The organism is Bacteroides sp. 11BF (assembly GCF_019633765.1).
In the GTDB taxonomy this organism is placed as follows: Bacteria; Bacteroidota; Bacteroidia; order Bacteroidales; family Bacteroidaceae; genus Bacteroides; species Bacteroides hominis.
Genome location: NZ_JAFKPJ010000003.1, coordinates 353,492 through 368,886, shown reverse-complemented (window position 1 = coordinate 368,886; position 15,395 = coordinate 353,492). Strand labels below are relative to the sequence as shown.

The 15,395-nt window shown below is 39.3% G+C and carries 10 protein-coding genes and 2 pseudogenes; 8 read left to right on the top strand and 4 right to left on the bottom strand.

What is annotated here, in order from left to right; translation table 11 throughout:
• The first annotated feature begins 479 nt into the window (after nucleotides 1–479).
• The 5 genes from JZY04_RS04910 to JZY04_RS04890 all read left to right on the top strand — a co-directional run bounded on the left by JZY04_RS04910 (nucleotide 480) and on the right by JZY04_RS04890 (nucleotide 6,614).
• Nucleotides 480–1,163: a helix-turn-helix transcriptional regulator gene (locus tag JZY04_RS04910; RefSeq protein WP_250706915.1), complete on the top strand. Its 684-nt coding sequence runs from the start codon at nucleotides 480–482 to the stop codon at nucleotides 1,161–1,163.
• Nucleotides 1,164–1,516: 353 nt separating this feature from the next.
• Nucleotides 1,517–2,815 carry an ATP/GTP-binding protein gene (locus JZY04_RS04905; RefSeq protein ID WP_122143347.1) on the top strand — a complete coding sequence of 433 codons (1,299 nt, stop codon included), beginning with the start codon at nucleotides 1,517–1,519 and terminating at the stop codon, nucleotides 2,813–2,815.
• 4 nt (nucleotides 2,816–2,819) lie between these two features.
• Entirely contained in the window at nucleotides 2,820–3,422 is a 603-nt protein-coding gene (locus JZY04_RS04900) for an RloB family protein (RefSeq protein ID WP_122143380.1), read from the top strand.
• Between the two features lie 4 nt (nucleotides 3,423–3,426).
• A complete protein-coding gene (locus JZY04_RS04895; RefSeq protein ID WP_122143346.1) occupies nucleotides 3,427–4,335 on the top strand; it encodes a DUF1837 domain-containing protein in 909 nt (302 codons plus the stop codon).
• Nucleotides 4,302–6,614 (top strand): helicase-related protein, encoded by a 2,313-nt coding sequence (locus JZY04_RS04890; RefSeq protein ID WP_122143345.1) that lies wholly within the window; start codon nucleotides 4,302–4,304, stop codon nucleotides 6,612–6,614. The genes JZY04_RS04895 and JZY04_RS04890 overlap by 34 nt, the downstream gene beginning before the upstream one ends.
• A gap of 104 nt (nucleotides 6,615–6,718) precedes the next feature.
• Here the strand turns inward: JZY04_RS04890 and JZY04_RS04885 are convergent.
• Nucleotides 6,719–9,373: pseudogene (locus JZY04_RS04885) on the bottom strand (Eco57I restriction-modification methylase domain-containing protein); the annotation flags it as partial.
• 45 nt (nucleotides 9,374–9,418) lie between these two features.
• Here JZY04_RS04885 and JZY04_RS04880 point away from each other — a divergent pair.
• On the top strand, nucleotides 9,419–9,550 hold the full coding sequence (locus tag JZY04_RS04880; RefSeq protein ID WP_122143344.1) for an AraC family transcriptional regulator: 132 nt from the start codon (nucleotides 9,419–9,421) through the stop codon (nucleotides 9,548–9,550).
• Between the two features lie 771 nt (nucleotides 9,551–10,321).
• On the opposite strand, the pseudogene JZY04_RS04875 reads toward JZY04_RS04880, so the two are convergent.
• Nucleotides 10,322–10,558 (bottom strand): annotated as a pseudogene (locus JZY04_RS04875) (ATPase); the annotation flags it as partial.
• A 185-nt stretch (nucleotides 10,559–10,743) separates the two neighbouring features.
• Between JZY04_RS04875 and JZY04_RS04870 the strand changes: the two are divergent.
• Nucleotides 10,744–11,526 (top strand): HipA family kinase, encoded by a 783-nt coding sequence (locus JZY04_RS04870; RefSeq protein ID WP_005777455.1) that lies wholly within the window; start codon nucleotides 10,744–10,746, stop codon nucleotides 11,524–11,526.
• Nucleotides 11,504–11,887, top strand: coding sequence for a DUF3037 domain-containing protein (locus JZY04_RS04865; RefSeq protein ID WP_122143343.1), 384 nt, complete (start codon nucleotides 11,504–11,506; stop codon nucleotides 11,885–11,887). The genes JZY04_RS04870 and JZY04_RS04865 overlap by 23 nt, the downstream gene beginning before the upstream one ends.
• Before the next feature lie 5 nt (nucleotides 11,888–11,892).
• On the opposite strand, the gene JZY04_RS04860 is transcribed toward JZY04_RS04865, so the two are convergent.
• The gene (locus JZY04_RS04860) at nucleotides 11,893–13,557 is read right to left on the bottom strand and encodes a long-chain fatty acid--CoA ligase (RefSeq protein ID WP_122143342.1); all 1,665 of its coding nucleotides are present in this window, start codon (nucleotides 13,555–13,557) and stop codon (nucleotides 11,893–11,895) included.
• A gap of 213 nt (nucleotides 13,558–13,770) precedes the next feature.
• On the bottom strand, nucleotides 13,771–15,237 hold the full coding sequence (locus tag JZY04_RS04855) for a potassium/proton antiporter (protein ID WP_005777461.1): 1,467 nt from the start codon (nucleotides 15,235–15,237) through the stop codon (nucleotides 13,771–13,773).
• Nucleotides 15,238–15,395 lie beyond the last annotated feature (158 nt).

Sequence of the window (15,395 nt, the reverse complement as noted above, 5' to 3'; positions counted from 1 at the left end):
TAACCTATTACTATTATGAGCGATTACCCAATGCTCATTTCCAATAAATTACACTCTTTTCGTAACTTCATTCTACAAAGTTACGGATATGGCAGGGAAAGGGCAAATTTCAATCGGGAAAAGATTATGACCGGAGCTTGTTTTTACCTTTAACGTGTTAAACTGACGTTAATAAACAGGATGGGCACTGGTATTATACACCTTTCGCATATATTTGATAATAATAAACAGCAGGCTGCACGGCATTTATAACAAGCAGAGTAAAGTAATATGAAAGCAACTGAATAAAATGCAGTACGACATGTTTCATTTTGGGGAATCAGTTTATTGGACGTATAAGATGTGTAGCCCGGAACCGCTGCCCCTGTTAATAGATGAGAAAAAGGGCGATAAGAACCAGTACATGGGATGCGGTTGGAAAAGATCAGCTAAACAGAATGAAATAAAGTTCAATAACTTTTCCATTTAAAATAGAAAGTATGGGAAAAACTTTGGGTCAGATTTTGATGGATGAAGCTCGACAAACAGGGTTACAGGAGTGGATGAAAAAGGTACAGGTCGCTGTGCGGCAGACGGATGTGAAGAATCCGGTAACGTGGATGGCATTGGAAAGATTGTCCCGGGACGAGGATAATATGCCCCGTCTGGTGAAACTGTTGAAGGAACATTGCCCTTGCCCTTCATTAAAAACACAGGAAGAACCGGCTTACCTGATATTGGCTGCTTATCATAACGATAACGATTCTTTGGGATATTTATTGGATACAATGAAAGAATATATCAAAAAGAAAGACCATGACGGGATATTGTTCTTATGCCGGATGCAGGCTGCCATCAATGATAATGAGGATTATCCGCACCTGAACGGATTGTACAACGAACTAACGGGCTACCTGCTATCTTGTCGCCGTGATAGGGTAAAGGAGTACCGAAAAGGGAATATTCCTGTATTCAGCGAAGCGGATCTGCAAGTGGCGGAAAAGTACTTGCCACACTTGAAAGAATATTCTTTTCGTGACAAAGTGATGGCTGTCTTCCCTACAGCAAAGACTGTTACGGAATTGGCGGAGAAATGCGGATGTGCGGTGAATACTTTTGAACGTCGTTTCAAAGAGGAGTTCGGGGCTGCTCCCCGCAAATGGATGGTGGAGCACAAGATATAAAATTCTATAATAAACTGATTTACTTTGATTTACAATGTATATTAAAGAGTAATTTTATAATTTAGCACCATTTTAGTACCACTATTTAGCCATCGTAAATAAAATCAAGGGATGGCGCAAATGGCATTGGATAATTAATTTCTCCGGCTGCATAATCCACATTCGCTTACCGTCCTCAAATCGATCAACATTTTCTAGAGATAATCAGACGGTTAATTTATAGCTCTAATAAATAGTCGTTCGTTGATTTTGTGTTCATATTGCGTAATTTTTCTACAATAATCGTATTTATAGTTTATTGTATGAGATTTTATTTGTATCTTTGCACCATACAATAGATAAAATCAACGATTATGATAGCAGAGTTCAGCATTGAGAATTTTTTCTCCATTAAATCGGTTCAGAAAATCAGTTTTGAGCCGTCGGCAGATACTTTTATGTCTGATGAGTATTCGTATGAAGTTAAGGACGGAGTAAGATTGCTGAAAGTGGGCATTATCTATGGTGCCAACGCTTCCGGCAAAACGAATATATTGAATGCCATCGAATTTTTCAAGATGCTGGTTTTGAGAATGCCTAAAGACCGGACCGAAAAGACAGGGGTTATCCCTTTCATGTTGGATGACACTTCAAGAAACGAAAAGACAAAGATGTCAATGGTTTTCTATATCAATCAGTCGAAGTACATCCTCAGTTTTGAATTGGATGCAAAGCATATCTATTCCGAGACATTGATTGTTTATGATTCCATTCGCCCTACCAAGCTGTATAACCGAAGTTATGATACTGCGACAGATTCCTCGACTATCTACTTTGGCGTAAATCTAAAAATGACGAAGAAAAGCCAGGATGTGATTTCCGGTAACACAATCAACAATTGCAGTGTGCTTGCCGCATTTGGCAAAAGCAACGTGGAACGGACAAGGCTGAATGATGTGTACGATTATTTTGCCAAGCAGGTAAAAGATGTACTGGCTCCCGGTATGTTGCTTTCGGGATATGTCAAATCACGATTGGATAAAGACGAGGCAGGAGATTTGAAGAAATTCATTTTAAATTTCCTGAAAGCGTCCGATTTCAATATAGAAGATGTGGTATTACATGAAGAGGAAGAGCTGATTACACCTGAATTGGAACAACTGATTCAGAATGCCCCTATTGATAAAGATGCAAAGGCTGAAATGCTTAGAAAGGGAAAAATTACAAATACGGAACTGACCTTCAAGCATAAGGCAGGCGATAAAGTATATGATTTGTCGGAAGAATACGAGTCCAATGGCACCATGAGGTTCTTGGGAATGGCGGTGATACTGAATTTCCTGTTAAAGACCAATCGGTTTGTACCCATTGATGAAGTGGAGACAAGTATTCATTATGAACTGTTGGCTTATTTCCTGAAAGTCTTTCTAGCAAACAGTAATGGAACATCCCAAATGCTCCTGACCACACACGACATCAATCTTCTCAACGAGGATTTCATTCGCCGTGATACGATATGGTTCACCGACAAAGACGAACTTGGCGAAACTAAAATAGTACGTCTGTCTTCTTTGGGGCTGCATAAGAATCTTTCCCCATACAATGCTTACAAGCAGGGAAAATTGGTAAAGTTGCCGTTTTTGGGTAGCCAGTATATCAATATGAATGACTAATGATATGGAACGGACAGTAACAAAAAGTATCGCCATCATAGGCGAAGGAGAAACGGAATGGTTCTATTTCGACTCTCTGAGGATTGCGTGCCGTTATCCTTTCAAGGTCGCTCCGGATTTTCCGCAGCACAGCGACATCAATCATATACTGAAACTGGTAGAATCTTATTTGAACAAGCAATATGATTATATTGTATGCCTGTTTGATATGGACAGGCTGTATCAATATCCTTCCGAAATGCAGTTGTATCAGCGGGCAAAGAAAGAGTATAGCAAGAGGAAATATGCCGGAAAGGTGATGTTTGTAGAAACGAATCCTTGCACGGAGTTTTGGTTCCTGCTCCACTTCTTGCCTAATGTAGTTTGTCGGCGATACGATAGTTACGACCAATTGCTTCCCGAATTGCAGAAATATATGCCGGGGTATGAAAAGACAAAACGCTATTTCATACGCACCAACCTCTATAAATACCTGACAGAGAATGGTGATTTGGAAAGGGCGATGTCAAATTCCGAAAAGTTGTGCCAGCTCTGCAAGGAGTCGCCGGAGGATTTGAAGGCGTATTCGGAGGTATATAAGGTGATAAAGTTGTTGAATAAGGTTTAAAAACATGCGGCAGAGTCTTGAAAATTTGATACAAAATGCAATTGTATTGCAATATAAACTTCCAGTTAATGTGGCTGGATTACAGATACCTCGTGCACATATCTCAACAACAAATGACGGTTGTCTGAAGCAGCTTGGTCCAAATGATGACATAGCACGACTAATTTATAATGGAATTGTAGAGTATGCATATAATGACAATGAGATAGATCATACCCGATTGAATAATCTTCAAATGAGAGCGTTGCAAAGTAAATTGAAATACAATCCTACAGCGCCTCAATCCAATCAACTTGCTTATGGATTTCATGGGGAGGTTCTACTGCATCTTATTCTTGAACACTATTATCATGCAGGTAAAGCAATTGCAAGAGGGTATATGTTCTCTGCTTTGGAGAATGCGGAAACAAAGGGCTATGACTCTTATTTGATACTTGAAAATGCAGATACAATTTTTATGCTATTTGTGGAGGCAAAATTTTACATATCAGGTTACAAGGAATCTTTAAAAAAGATATTTGAAAATATTGATAAAGCTCTTTCTGATGATTATCTAAATCGCAATTTCATTGCAATGGATAACCAATATGAACATTTAACCTTAGGTAGCAGGATTCCTGCAATTATTGATGCTTGGAGGGATAATCCTATGATTAATATGGCAGTTGAAGCACACAAACATAATATGCATTTAGTATATCCAATGCTTGTCATTTTCGATAATAAAGCAAATTCATACGAGGAGCTTATATTGGAAGTGGTAACTCATATTAAAAATGAATATGGTACAATTAATTCGACATTGACGATTCCTAATACAATTTTTTTCATTTTTCTTCCAGTAGGTAACAGTCGTGACATTAAAACCCAGGTTTTACAATGGATAAATCAAAAGCAGCCGTTAATGCAATAAAGCTAATTAATCAAGCTAAGAAAAATATAGACCTACGACCTTTAATGATAAAGGCTGTATGCTCTTATTTTGATTTAATGAAAGATAGTGAACTGTCTCAATCTGATAAGCTATTCATGCATTATTTAGCTAATCAAGCAGGAATTCCACAATATTATTATCCTATGCTAAATGTAGGTACAGATGTTGATGAAGAAGTTTGTTTGCAAACTTTTTGCAACTATGTTCAAGAAAGTAATATGTTAGTTGGTGAAGGTGTTATGCTACATCGTTATCAACAAGAAGTTTTGAATATGTTTACGATAGGACATCGGAACCGATATTTTCTAAGTGCTGCGACTTCTTTCGGTAAAACATTCTTAATCTATGAAATTGTAAGAAAAATGAAATATACGAATATCGCGTTTATTTTCCCAACTATTTCATTGCTCTCAGAAAACTTGTTGAAGATTCATACAAAACCTGAGTATGCTTGGATAAAAGACAACTACAATATTCATACACTTAGTGATACGGAAGCATTGGGAGAACGAAATATATTTATTTTTACTCCAGAACGTTATTTGTCATTTTTAGATAAAAATGATAGTATAAATCTTGATTTTGTGTTTGTGGATGAAGTATATAAACTTGATAATGGCTTTATCATAGATGAAATACCTCAAGAAAATGAACGTGACGTTGCTTATAGAATAGCATTATTTGAATTGTTAAAGAACGAAAATACTGATGCCCTACTTGTAGGACCATATATTGTATTTCCAAACACAGTAGACGCTATTCGTCAATCTTCATTTATGGCTTTTCTTAATAGATATGGTTTCATTCCTATTGACTACAATCTTTATAATATTGTAGACAAGGATGAAGTTATAATTAATACAGCCCTCAATGTGGAAGTGAATGACACTTTTAATCTAACTTTTACAGAAAAAACTAAGAAAGCTCGTGTTGTCCAACTTGTAAAACAACTTTTGGAAAGATCAGAAAATACTATTATTTATTGTAGCCAAAAACCTTTAACGGAAACATATGCGAAAGAACTTATTAACGAAGAAACAGGTTTGGAAAACATCGTCAATGATAAAGTTACGAGGCTTATAAATCATATAGGCAATTTATTTATAGATAGAAAAGGAAATCAATGGATTGTATCAAAAGCTCTAAAAAAAGGAATAGGCATACATCATGGATTAGTCCCCAAATACATCCAGCAAGAAATCATATCATTATTTAACGAAGGAGTTCTAAAAGTATTAATATGTACAACGACTATTACGGAAGGCGTAAATACGACTGCTAAAAACATTATAGTGTTATCAGGAAAAAAGGGAACAAAAGACTTGAAAAAATTTGATGCTCAAAACATCGAGGGAAGAGCTGGACGATTTATGGAGCATTATAAAGGCAGGATTTTTATAATGGATAAGGAGTTCCGTAAATGTATCAATGGACAGGATGAGATACTGCGACATAAATTTTTCGATAGGAATGCAGAAAAACAGGATGTTGACATCATACTAACAGACTCGGCTTATCTCACACAGGAACAAATGGCACGGAGAGAACAACTGGATCAGATAAAGGGTAGTGGAGCGATGCCAAATGCCTGTTTTGAAGAATTCAGAACAATTTCTTATGATGATAAGATTTATTTATACAATACAATTGCACGCTTTTCATTTGCGGACCATAACAAAATTAAGGAATTAATAAAACGGTTTGTTGGTCAACATAGACCTTATAATCCAGGAATTGAACTTATATGTCAAAGCATACGCCCTATTATCAAAAATGATAATTTACGTTTTTATGCAGAGAATGGAGATGGTGTAACAGGAAATTGTTATCTAACAGGTATGATTTCCGCATTCATTTTACGAGGTTTTGCTGGTTCCGCGAATTACTATATCAACAAAGAACAAGATGTCGACAAAGGTGTTAGAAAAGCTGCGAATTTTGTTTTTAACATACTTCGTTATCAGGTCGTTAAATATTTTGGTTTGTTTAATCTGCTGTACAAACATTTTGACGCGACAAGCGCAGGCGTTAACATTGACGATGTAAGTGGTATTGAGGCTTTGTTGTTACGATTAGAGTATAGTGCAGACACTAAATTAGGAAGACGTGTTAGTGACATTGGTGCATCATTTAAAGTAGTTGAATACTATGATGCTAAAGAAAATAATCCTGAAAATCAAAATATGATAAGACAACTATATAACCATTTGGATGATTTTGAGAAATATAATGTATTAAAAATAGAACAATTGTTATAGTAATCAAGAACTTGCTATAAGTTATAACCCTTAATGATTCGCGAAATTCGCAAGTCATTAAGGGTAAGAAAGCATACTTTTTAAGGTTATTTCACATGGTTATTTCACATGGGCTTTATCATTGATTCTATGAATTGCATTTCATCTTCTGATAGGCCGTATTTTGCATAGAGTTGAGTATCTATTTCGGATATGTTCTTACTCCAATCAATGTCGGATTTTGAGGTAAAGTCTTGCAACGGAACAAAACGCCACGTTTCTTTACTATTATCTTGTGTAACTTTCAATATTCCAAGCAATGTTCTGGCAAATTTAGATTTGACATATTTCAGAGCAGCCATAGCTTCTGTTTGTTCACTAAATGCACCAATCCCTATAAAGGATTGCGTATAACCGATTAACGGTTCACCGATTAACGGTTCACCGATTAACGGTTCACCGATTAACGGTTCACCGATTAACGGAGTTGATAGTATTTCTCCTATAGCTCCAGTACCGTTACTTTTAGGAACTATAATTTTCCATTTACCCAAACAAGGATGGTCTTCAATGAATGACGAATCTATCCATCTAATCTCTCTGACATTCTTTATCAAACCAAGCATTTCAATATCTTCGGCCTGCATTTTTTGCACATGGAATATTTCACTAAGTCCAAAAATGGAAGTAGTTAAACGGCGTTCATTGCCATTGCTGCCAATTTTCAATTTTAATTTTGGATATTCTTTATAAAGAATGCTTAACTCAAATTTGTTTTGCGGATATATAATGTCACTTAAAGGAGTAAAGCTCTCATTATTAACGACTACCTTTCGGTAAATACCATTAAGTTCTGGATATGCAGTGAATGAGCCAATCTTGCCAAAAGAATAATTAGCGTCACGATAGCAAACAGCAACACCTCCTTTTATATCAACATTTGGGAAAACATCTGTACTTTTTGCTTTATACCATATTACCTTAAAATGCTCATCGTTAAGCATTTTAAGATTCCAATCATGGGGCGTCTTGCCTGCATCAAACAGATAACGTGCAGGAGTAATAAGAGTAGCCTTGTCTGAAATTCTAAATGAGACATCCATAAAATAGTTGTAAACCGGAGTGTCGCTTGTCCTTTCTGTTATTATCTGATACGGAGGATTCCCTACTATCGCATTGATTTTCATATTCTTTATTCCTGTTCTTTCTGTGAAGAATTTATCTACCTGCTTGATAAAATGTTCAGGTTTGTTTTTGATTTGATTGATTAAGTCCTCGAAATATCGGGTGTTTACCTTTGCTTTACGGAAGCCTATAAGTGTGCGTTTGGTGATGCTCTTTGCCATCGGAGTCTTGCAGATGACAAAGATGTTTTCGGCCACGACCTTGTCCCATATACGCTGTTCATCCTCAATGCTTGAAACCGAAAACAGAGAGTTCTTTACCCTTGCACGGTAAATGCTGTATGCCATGTATAGAGGATATAATCCGGATTTGGAGTTGATTTCAAGAATTCGTGAATCCGGGGCAAACACATTGGCAGTCACTTCGTCCCGGTCAATGAAACGAGGTTCGGACAAAGTGGTTTCATAACCCTTTTCAAAGAAGTTATATCCTCCCAAACAATCCCCAAGGTGCATATTCACCACACGCCAAGGGGTAAGCACCGTTTCCTTGTCGGGATTGCGAAACGTACTGAAAATATCCGTGATGCGTTCAATACGTTCCTCTACGTTAAGTTTGTCCGCTGCACGAGCCATGGAACGGATGCGCTTGCCTGCCGCACAGAATATTTCCGGGTCGTAATATTTCTTGATGCTGTTGAACTTCTGCTTGGTCACGCCCTTGGGCATGAACTCCTCCCACGATTGCGGGTCGATGAGTGAAGCGAAGTTATCAATCGTTATTTCTTGGTTCTCATCGCTCAACTCAGCTCCGTAGATAAGCAATGGCATACGGATGGAGATACCCCGAAGAATGGAGATTGCAGCCTCGCGGTTGTTCTTTTTCTTTTTCGACTCTTCAAGGCGTTTCTTCTCCTCTTCCGTCAAAGGTTGCTTGTCCTTGCCGCGTTTCCTGGATTTCTTTTCAAGGTCTTCAAGTTCCTCGTATTGTTCATCGGTCAGCCCTTGATTGTTGATGTCCACCTGATTGGTCTTTGGCATTGCCTTGGTCTGGCCGATAATTTTTTTCAAGTCGTCAAACTCCTGCAATTCCAAGTCGTTGAGCTTCATCAACTCGTCATTGTACAGGCTCCTGTCCTCGAAACCGTTGCGGACAACCCTTTCCACATAAACACGTTTAAGCTGCTCCAACATCTTGGGTACATCGAATTGGCTCATCTTGGAGCCTTCGATGGAGATAATCGGACAGAAATTCAGAAACTCGCCCATAATCTTGCGGTCGTTCCCGCTGGTCTTTCCTGCCTTAGAGGAAATCTTCGCTGTCTCGGCAATAACTTTCAGTGTTCTGTCCGGTGCAAAGTCAAACACATAACACTGTTCCTTAACACGTCCGTTAATGGTGGCAGGTGTCTGTACACGGAAGATGGTCTGCATATAACTCGATGCGGCGGTATTATATGAACCAGACAACATGAATACGCCAGTCCATGCCTTGACACTGACGCCCGTAGTCAATCGTCCGCAGGACAAAGTAATGGTACGGGTGGCATCAGGGTCTTTGCCGATGGCCTCTTCCACCGCAGCAAGAGCATCCCTGCTTTCTTCGTCCTCATCACCGTTTCCTGCCACATTCACTACCTTGAAATGCTGGAATAAAAAGCAAAGCGTGTAGTAACGCTGCTCACCCATACCAACCTTCCCATGAAAGAGATTGCGGGTGATTGCGGGTTTGAGTCGAGCAACTATTTCTGGGACTTTTGCAGACGTAACCTGAACGCTACACCCACCCAAATAAGGGAAGGATTCATGGATGAACAGAAGTCCGTTGATTAAAGATAGTGGGATGTCGTGGATATAGGAACGGCTTGGTACCTGAACAATGGGGTTATAACCTTACTTTAGGGACTTTTTACTCGAAAACTGTTTTACCGTTTTGTGAGTAAGATGCTGACCTGTTTGATTGGATATTTAATAGGATTTGTGCTTTGAGAATATATAAATAAAAAAAGGAGTACCGCCGTACTCCAACCTTTGTTAACCTTAAAATCTAATACTATGAAAAACACATTGCAAATATACGCACGATAAATTAATCTGCAAACTATCCAAGAAAAAAAGTATGCTTTATAACATAATTTAAATAAACCAGAATCTATCGCAGATATCTAAATAAGTTTTTTCACATTTTTTTTGTACAGGAAGAGCATATATGTAGGTATTGTTTAGCTTGATTTTCTTTATTTCTTCCGAAAGCTCGTCATTTAAAGGAGACATTTCGAAGTCGGACATCATTACCAGATCAGCATTCCGATAAGATTTAGTTCTTAAAATATGTATAGCGTGAAGAAGTGCAGGGGCTAAATCAGTGCCTCCATGAACACTTTGACAAAGAAAATCTGCTAATTCCTGTATGTTTTGGTTTAAACGTTCTATCTCGATGCAGGCTATGTCGTCGGAAAAGCTGATAAAATAGCATTTTCGATCTTGTTGTTCCGTGAGTTCGGCGATGGCAAAAATGGCCGATTTGACAATCTCTTCTCTTCTTTCGACCGTTTTTTAAGTGTATGAAATCGGCTGTATAGTATTGAATATTTAAGTCACCGCGATTTCATCGGAGGTACTGAAACGGGACATCAGGTATTCAAAGGAAGTGCTTCTGTCGAATGCCAGTTTCAATCGTTTTGCGATAAGGCTTTTGGCGACTGCCGGAGGGCCGAGGAAGAAAATGCTTTCTCCGGAAATGGCTGATAAAAGTGATAATGCGATGGGATGTTCTTTCTCAAAGATTCCCTCGTTCATGGCATACAATAATTGGGTAATATGTGATTTTACTGTTTTCATGTACTTCTGGATTTTGTGCAAAAATAAGGGATTTTTCTGCCAAATTGAGGCATAGTTGTATTTTTGTATGTCAACGGCTTGTATAAACATATATTCGTACGGAGTGTTATAAACAGAAGTTGGTGAAATGGAAACATTATTGTATCTTTATCACTTGTAATAGTATACAGGAAGGAGTTTGAATTATGGAGTTGCGTACAGTCGATGTCACTCGTTACATCATGCCGCTGCGTGAGGGTGGTTCTCTACCGGCGCTGGCCGAAGCTGATGATGGTTTTAAATATGTTGTTAAGTTTCGGGGTGCAGGGCACGGAACTAAAGCACTGATAGCAGAATTGATTGGTGGTGAGATTGCACGGATGTTGGGCTTTCGTCTGCCGGAGTTGGTCTTTTTGAATTTAGATGAAGCTTTCGGACGTTCGGAAGGCGACGAAGAGATACAGGATTTATTGCAGGGAAGCCGGGGATTGAATCTGGGTTTGCATTTTCTTTCAGGCGCTTTACCATTCGATCCGGTTGTTACTGAGATCGACGGCAAACTGGCGTCACAGGTTGTATGGCTGGATGCGTTATTGACTAATGTGGACCGTACCACGAAAAACACCAATATGCTTATGTGGCATAAAGAGTTGTGGTTGATAGATCATGGTGCCTCTCTCTTTTTTCAGCATTCATGGGTCAATTGGCACAAACATGCAATGAGTCCTTTTACTCAGATTAAAGATCATGCTCTATTGCCACAAGCCGATAAGTTGGAGGAGGTGGATGCCGAATTTCGGGTATTACTGACATCGGAGAAGATTCGTGAGATCGTAAATTTGATTCCGGATGACTGGGTGGAGTGGCGTGACAAAAATGAAACTCCCCAAGATATCCGTGATATCTATTACCAATTTCTTATAGAAAGGATAGAACATTCTGAAACATTTGTAAAAGAAGCAAAACATGCCAGAGAAGCATATTTATGAATACGCCGTTATCCGGATTGTTCCGAAAGTGGAACGTGAGGAATTTATCAATGTTGGAGTTATCCTGTTTTCCAAACAAGCATGCTTTATCAAGATGCGTTATGATATCAATGAAAAAAGGCTGAGGCTATTTGCACCGGAACTTGATATTGATTCTTTCCGTGAATATCTGGAGGCTTTTAGCAAAATTTGTGCCGGTTGCCGTACAGGAGGAGCTATTGCCCAATTGGAAATCCCGGAACGTTTTCGATGGTTGACTGCACACCGGAGTTCGTGTATTCAAACTTCAAGACCTCATGTGGGTTACTCCGGTGATCTGGAGGAGACATTGGAGCGATTGTTCCGGGAATTGGTACTTTAATGCTTTTATCCTTTTGCCTCCTGATACATAAATCGTTTGATGCTCTTCTTCGCAGTTTTCTCAAATTCTTCGAAGTGAATCTTTATTTTAGTAATCTGGCAATAAGAGGGTAATTGCTGATTGAGTTCAATCCGGTTGGTTTCCATCATCCTTTCAATATCTGTTTGTGACAGTCCATGTGCAAAGGCATCATCGAAATCAGGGTAGATTAATGCTACAAGTTTATCTTTCTGAAGCAGGACTAATGATTCGGATACATAAGGCATGTTGTTGAATTTGCTTTCTATTTCTTCCGGATAAATGTTCTGTCCGCTTGACGTTAGTAACATGTTTTTACTTCGTCCACGTACTGTGACATACCCCTCCGAATCCATTGTAGCTAAGTCGCCGGTATGGAGCCATCCGTTTACATCGATGATTTGTGAAGTCGCTTCCGGATTTTTGTAGTATCCCAACATTAGGTTCATACCCTTACAAATGATTTCTCCGGCAATGCTTTTCGGATCAGGGGAGTCGATTTTCACTTCCATACGGCTGGTTGCTTTTCCGCACGAAGCCTGTTTCAAGGTTTCCCAGCGACTTGAACAGATAATAGGCCCACATTCTGTCATGCCATAAGCAATGGTGTAAGGAAATCCGATCTGTTTGAGAAAGGCTTCCACTTCTGCATTGAATGGAGCTCCTCCGATAATAATCTCATCGAAATTTCCCCCGAAGATCTCCATAGCGGCCTGTCGGGCAGCGGCTTTTATTTTATCATTAACAATGGGGACCTTCAACAGCAATTTACCTATTTTGTTGTCCAGTTTGGGGAGAATATCTTTTTTAATAATCTTTTCAACAATCAACGGCACACAAGAGATCACTCTCGGCTTGATTTCCGCAAATGACTGTGCAATGATCTTGGGAGACGGCATACGCGTCAGAAAGTAGAGATGGGCGCCGGCAGAGAATCCGTAAAGGAAGTCGTAGACCATGCCGAACACATGTCCCATAGGGAGCATGGAGACGATATGATCTCCCGGTTTTACCGGAAGCATCTCATGACAATAGGCGATGTTTGACCACAAACTCCGGTATGGAAGCATGACTCCTTTGGAATAGCCGGTTGTTCCCGACGTATAATTTATGACAGCCAGTTCTTCCGGCATTTCTTTACGGTAGGAGATATGTTCCGGGCGGAAATTTCTGGGATATCGTTGCCCGTATATTTCATTACGGTGTTCATGTGCATACGTCAGTTTATTGTTGCGCGACACAAGTGGGGCAAAATCAGTTAAAGAAGATATGCCTTCAAGTAGCGGCATCCGGTCCTCATTAAGGTTTTCCCACACCTGCTCACCTATAAAAAGCAATTTTGCTTCGGAGTGATTGACGATATTGTGAATATTGTCAGCCTTAAATTCGTGTAAGATAGGAACAATTACTGCACCATAGGTCACAGTAGCCAAAAAGGTTACAGCCCAGTGGGCACTATTACGTCCACAGACAGCTATTTTATCTCCCGGCTGAATGCCGGCCATTTCTAATATGATGTGAAATTTGGCTATTTTCCGGGCTACATCCTTATATTGAAGGGTGATTCCTTTGTAGTCTGTCAGGGCGTTTGCATCCCAGTTGTTTATGATGCTCTGTTCAATATAACCAATGAACCGTTGTTCTTGTTCCATTTTGTAATTTTTGCACATTCAGTTTAAAACTGCGCAAAATTAATATTCTATTAACGGAAACCGAATTCTTTCGTAAAGTTTTACGTTAAATTAACGGAGGATGGGAGAGCTTTATTTGTCTATTATTAAGCCGATAAAAGTCACAGAGACACGTCTTATGATATCAGGGTGATATATAATCTCCGTGTTCTCTGTGTACTTCGTTATGAGCTTTTATTCACTCTCAGCCATTTCCTTTTTATTTTTTTCTGAGATCAGCAATAATTTGTCCCCTACATGCAGTTTTAGCGTGCCATTAGGAATCAGGAATTCATCTCCGCGTTTTACGATCATTACCAAAGTTCCTTTAGGCAGGTTCATATCTTTCAGCGTATCGGCTTCACTCAATATTTCCGAAGTGATGGTCATGTCCGAGAGGTCGGTATCTATTTCTTCGGGAAGTTCGACACCAAATTCATTTCCGGTCTTTTCAAGAGGAGTAGACAGATGCAATAAGCGTGCTACAAACGATACGCTTGTTCCTTGCACAATCAGCGAAACAATCGTGATGAAAAATACAATATTGAAAATCATATTCGATCCTTCTACATTGGCTACTACCGGATAGGTTGCAAAAATGATAGGCACAGCTCCCCGCAGACCTACCCACGAAACGAATAAACGCGATTTCAAAGTGATTTTTCGGAAAGGCAACAGACAAAGAAATACACTTAAAGGACGCCCGATAACGATCATGAATACTCCGATAAGTAATGCTACAACAGCAACTTCAAGCATTTCGTGCGGATTGACAAGTAGTCCCAGCATGAGGAACATAATGATTTGGAATAACCATGTAAGTCCGTCCATAAACGTTGCAATTTCTTTCCGAAAGGTTATTTTATGGTTACCTACCATCATACCGGCAATGTATACAGCCAAATATCCGTTACCGCGGAGTAGGTCGGTGATGGCAAAAGTAAAGAATACAAATGACAGTAACAGAATGGGATAAAGTGACTGGTTATCGATATTTATTTTATTAAGGATCAGTATTGCCAGCTTCCCCAGTATATATCCGGCGGCTGCGCCTACCAGGAACTGGATGATGAATGAGCCGATAATGGTGCCTGTACCCATACCATCCGATTGGATGAACTGTATCAGGACAATGGTCAGCATATAAGCCATCGGGTCGTTGCTTCCGCTTTCCAGTTCAAGCATGGGACGCAGATTATGTTTCAGATTCATCTTCTGTGAACGGAGGATAGCGAACACGGAGGCAGAATCGGTGGACGACATGGTCGATGCAAGCAGTAGGGAAGTAATCAGCGGGAAATGGATATTTGTCCAACCCATTCCGGAAAGATACCAAATGAACAAACCGGTGAAAAGAGCTGTGAGGAATACTCCTACAGTAGAGAGTACAATTCCCGGTGACAGGATGGGACGGATTTCTTTGAACTTAGTATCCATACCACCGGAAAACAAGATGACGCTAAGGGCTACCATACCTATAAATTGAGCGACTTTGGCGTTGTGGAACTGCAGTCCCAGACCGTCGCTTCCGAAAAACATGCCTACGAGAAGAAATAATAATAATGCGGGTACTCCGAAACGATAGCCGGTTTTTCCGACAACAATGCTAACGAATAGTAAGATAGAACCAATGAGTAGAATGTTTTCTGCGGTAAATATCATAAGCAATAAGTGCTGAAGGTTATTAATTTGTTATTTTACATTTCACTGTGCGAAGTTACTTAAATTATGTAACAAATAGAAATCCTCTTTGGATGTATTTATGTCCCAAATTGCCGTAAAATAGTTTAAAAATGTTATTTTTGCAGCCAAAATAATAT

Bases quoted from the DNA above. Each gene is read 5' to 3' on its own strand.
- JZY04_RS04880 (WP_122143344.1), top strand. From the start codon at position 9,419: ATGAAAGAGATTGCGGGTGATTGCGGGTTTGAGTCGAGCAACTATTTC.
- JZY04_RS04855 (WP_005777461.1), bottom strand. From the start codon at position 15,237: ATGATATTTACCGCAGAAAACATTCTACTCATTGGTTCTATCTTACTA.
- JZY04_RS04890 (WP_122143345.1), top strand. From the start codon at position 4,302: ATGGATAAATCAAAAGCAGCCGTTAATGCAATAAAGCTAATTAATCAA.
- JZY04_RS04870 (WP_005777455.1), top strand. From the start codon at position 10,744: ATGGAGTTGCGTACAGTCGATGTCACTCGTTACATCATGCCGCTGCGT.
- JZY04_RS04905 (WP_122143347.1), top strand. From the start codon at position 1,517: ATGATAGCAGAGTTCAGCATTGAGAATTTTTTCTCCATTAAATCGGTT.
- JZY04_RS04900 (WP_122143380.1), top strand. From the start codon at position 2,820: ATGGAACGGACAGTAACAAAAAGTATCGCCATCATAGGCGAAGGAGAA.
- JZY04_RS04910 (WP_250706915.1), top strand. From the start codon at position 480: ATGGGAAAAACTTTGGGTCAGATTTTGATGGATGAAGCTCGACAAACA.
- JZY04_RS04860 (WP_122143342.1), bottom strand. From the start codon at position 13,557: ATGGAACAAGAACAACGGTTCATTGGTTATATTGAACAGAGCATCATA.
- JZY04_RS04865 (WP_122143343.1), top strand. From the start codon at position 11,504: ATGCCAGAGAAGCATATTTATGAATACGCCGTTATCCGGATTGTTCCG.
- JZY04_RS04895 (WP_122143346.1), top strand. From the start codon at position 3,427: ATGCGGCAGAGTCTTGAAAATTTGATACAAAATGCAATTGTATTGCAA.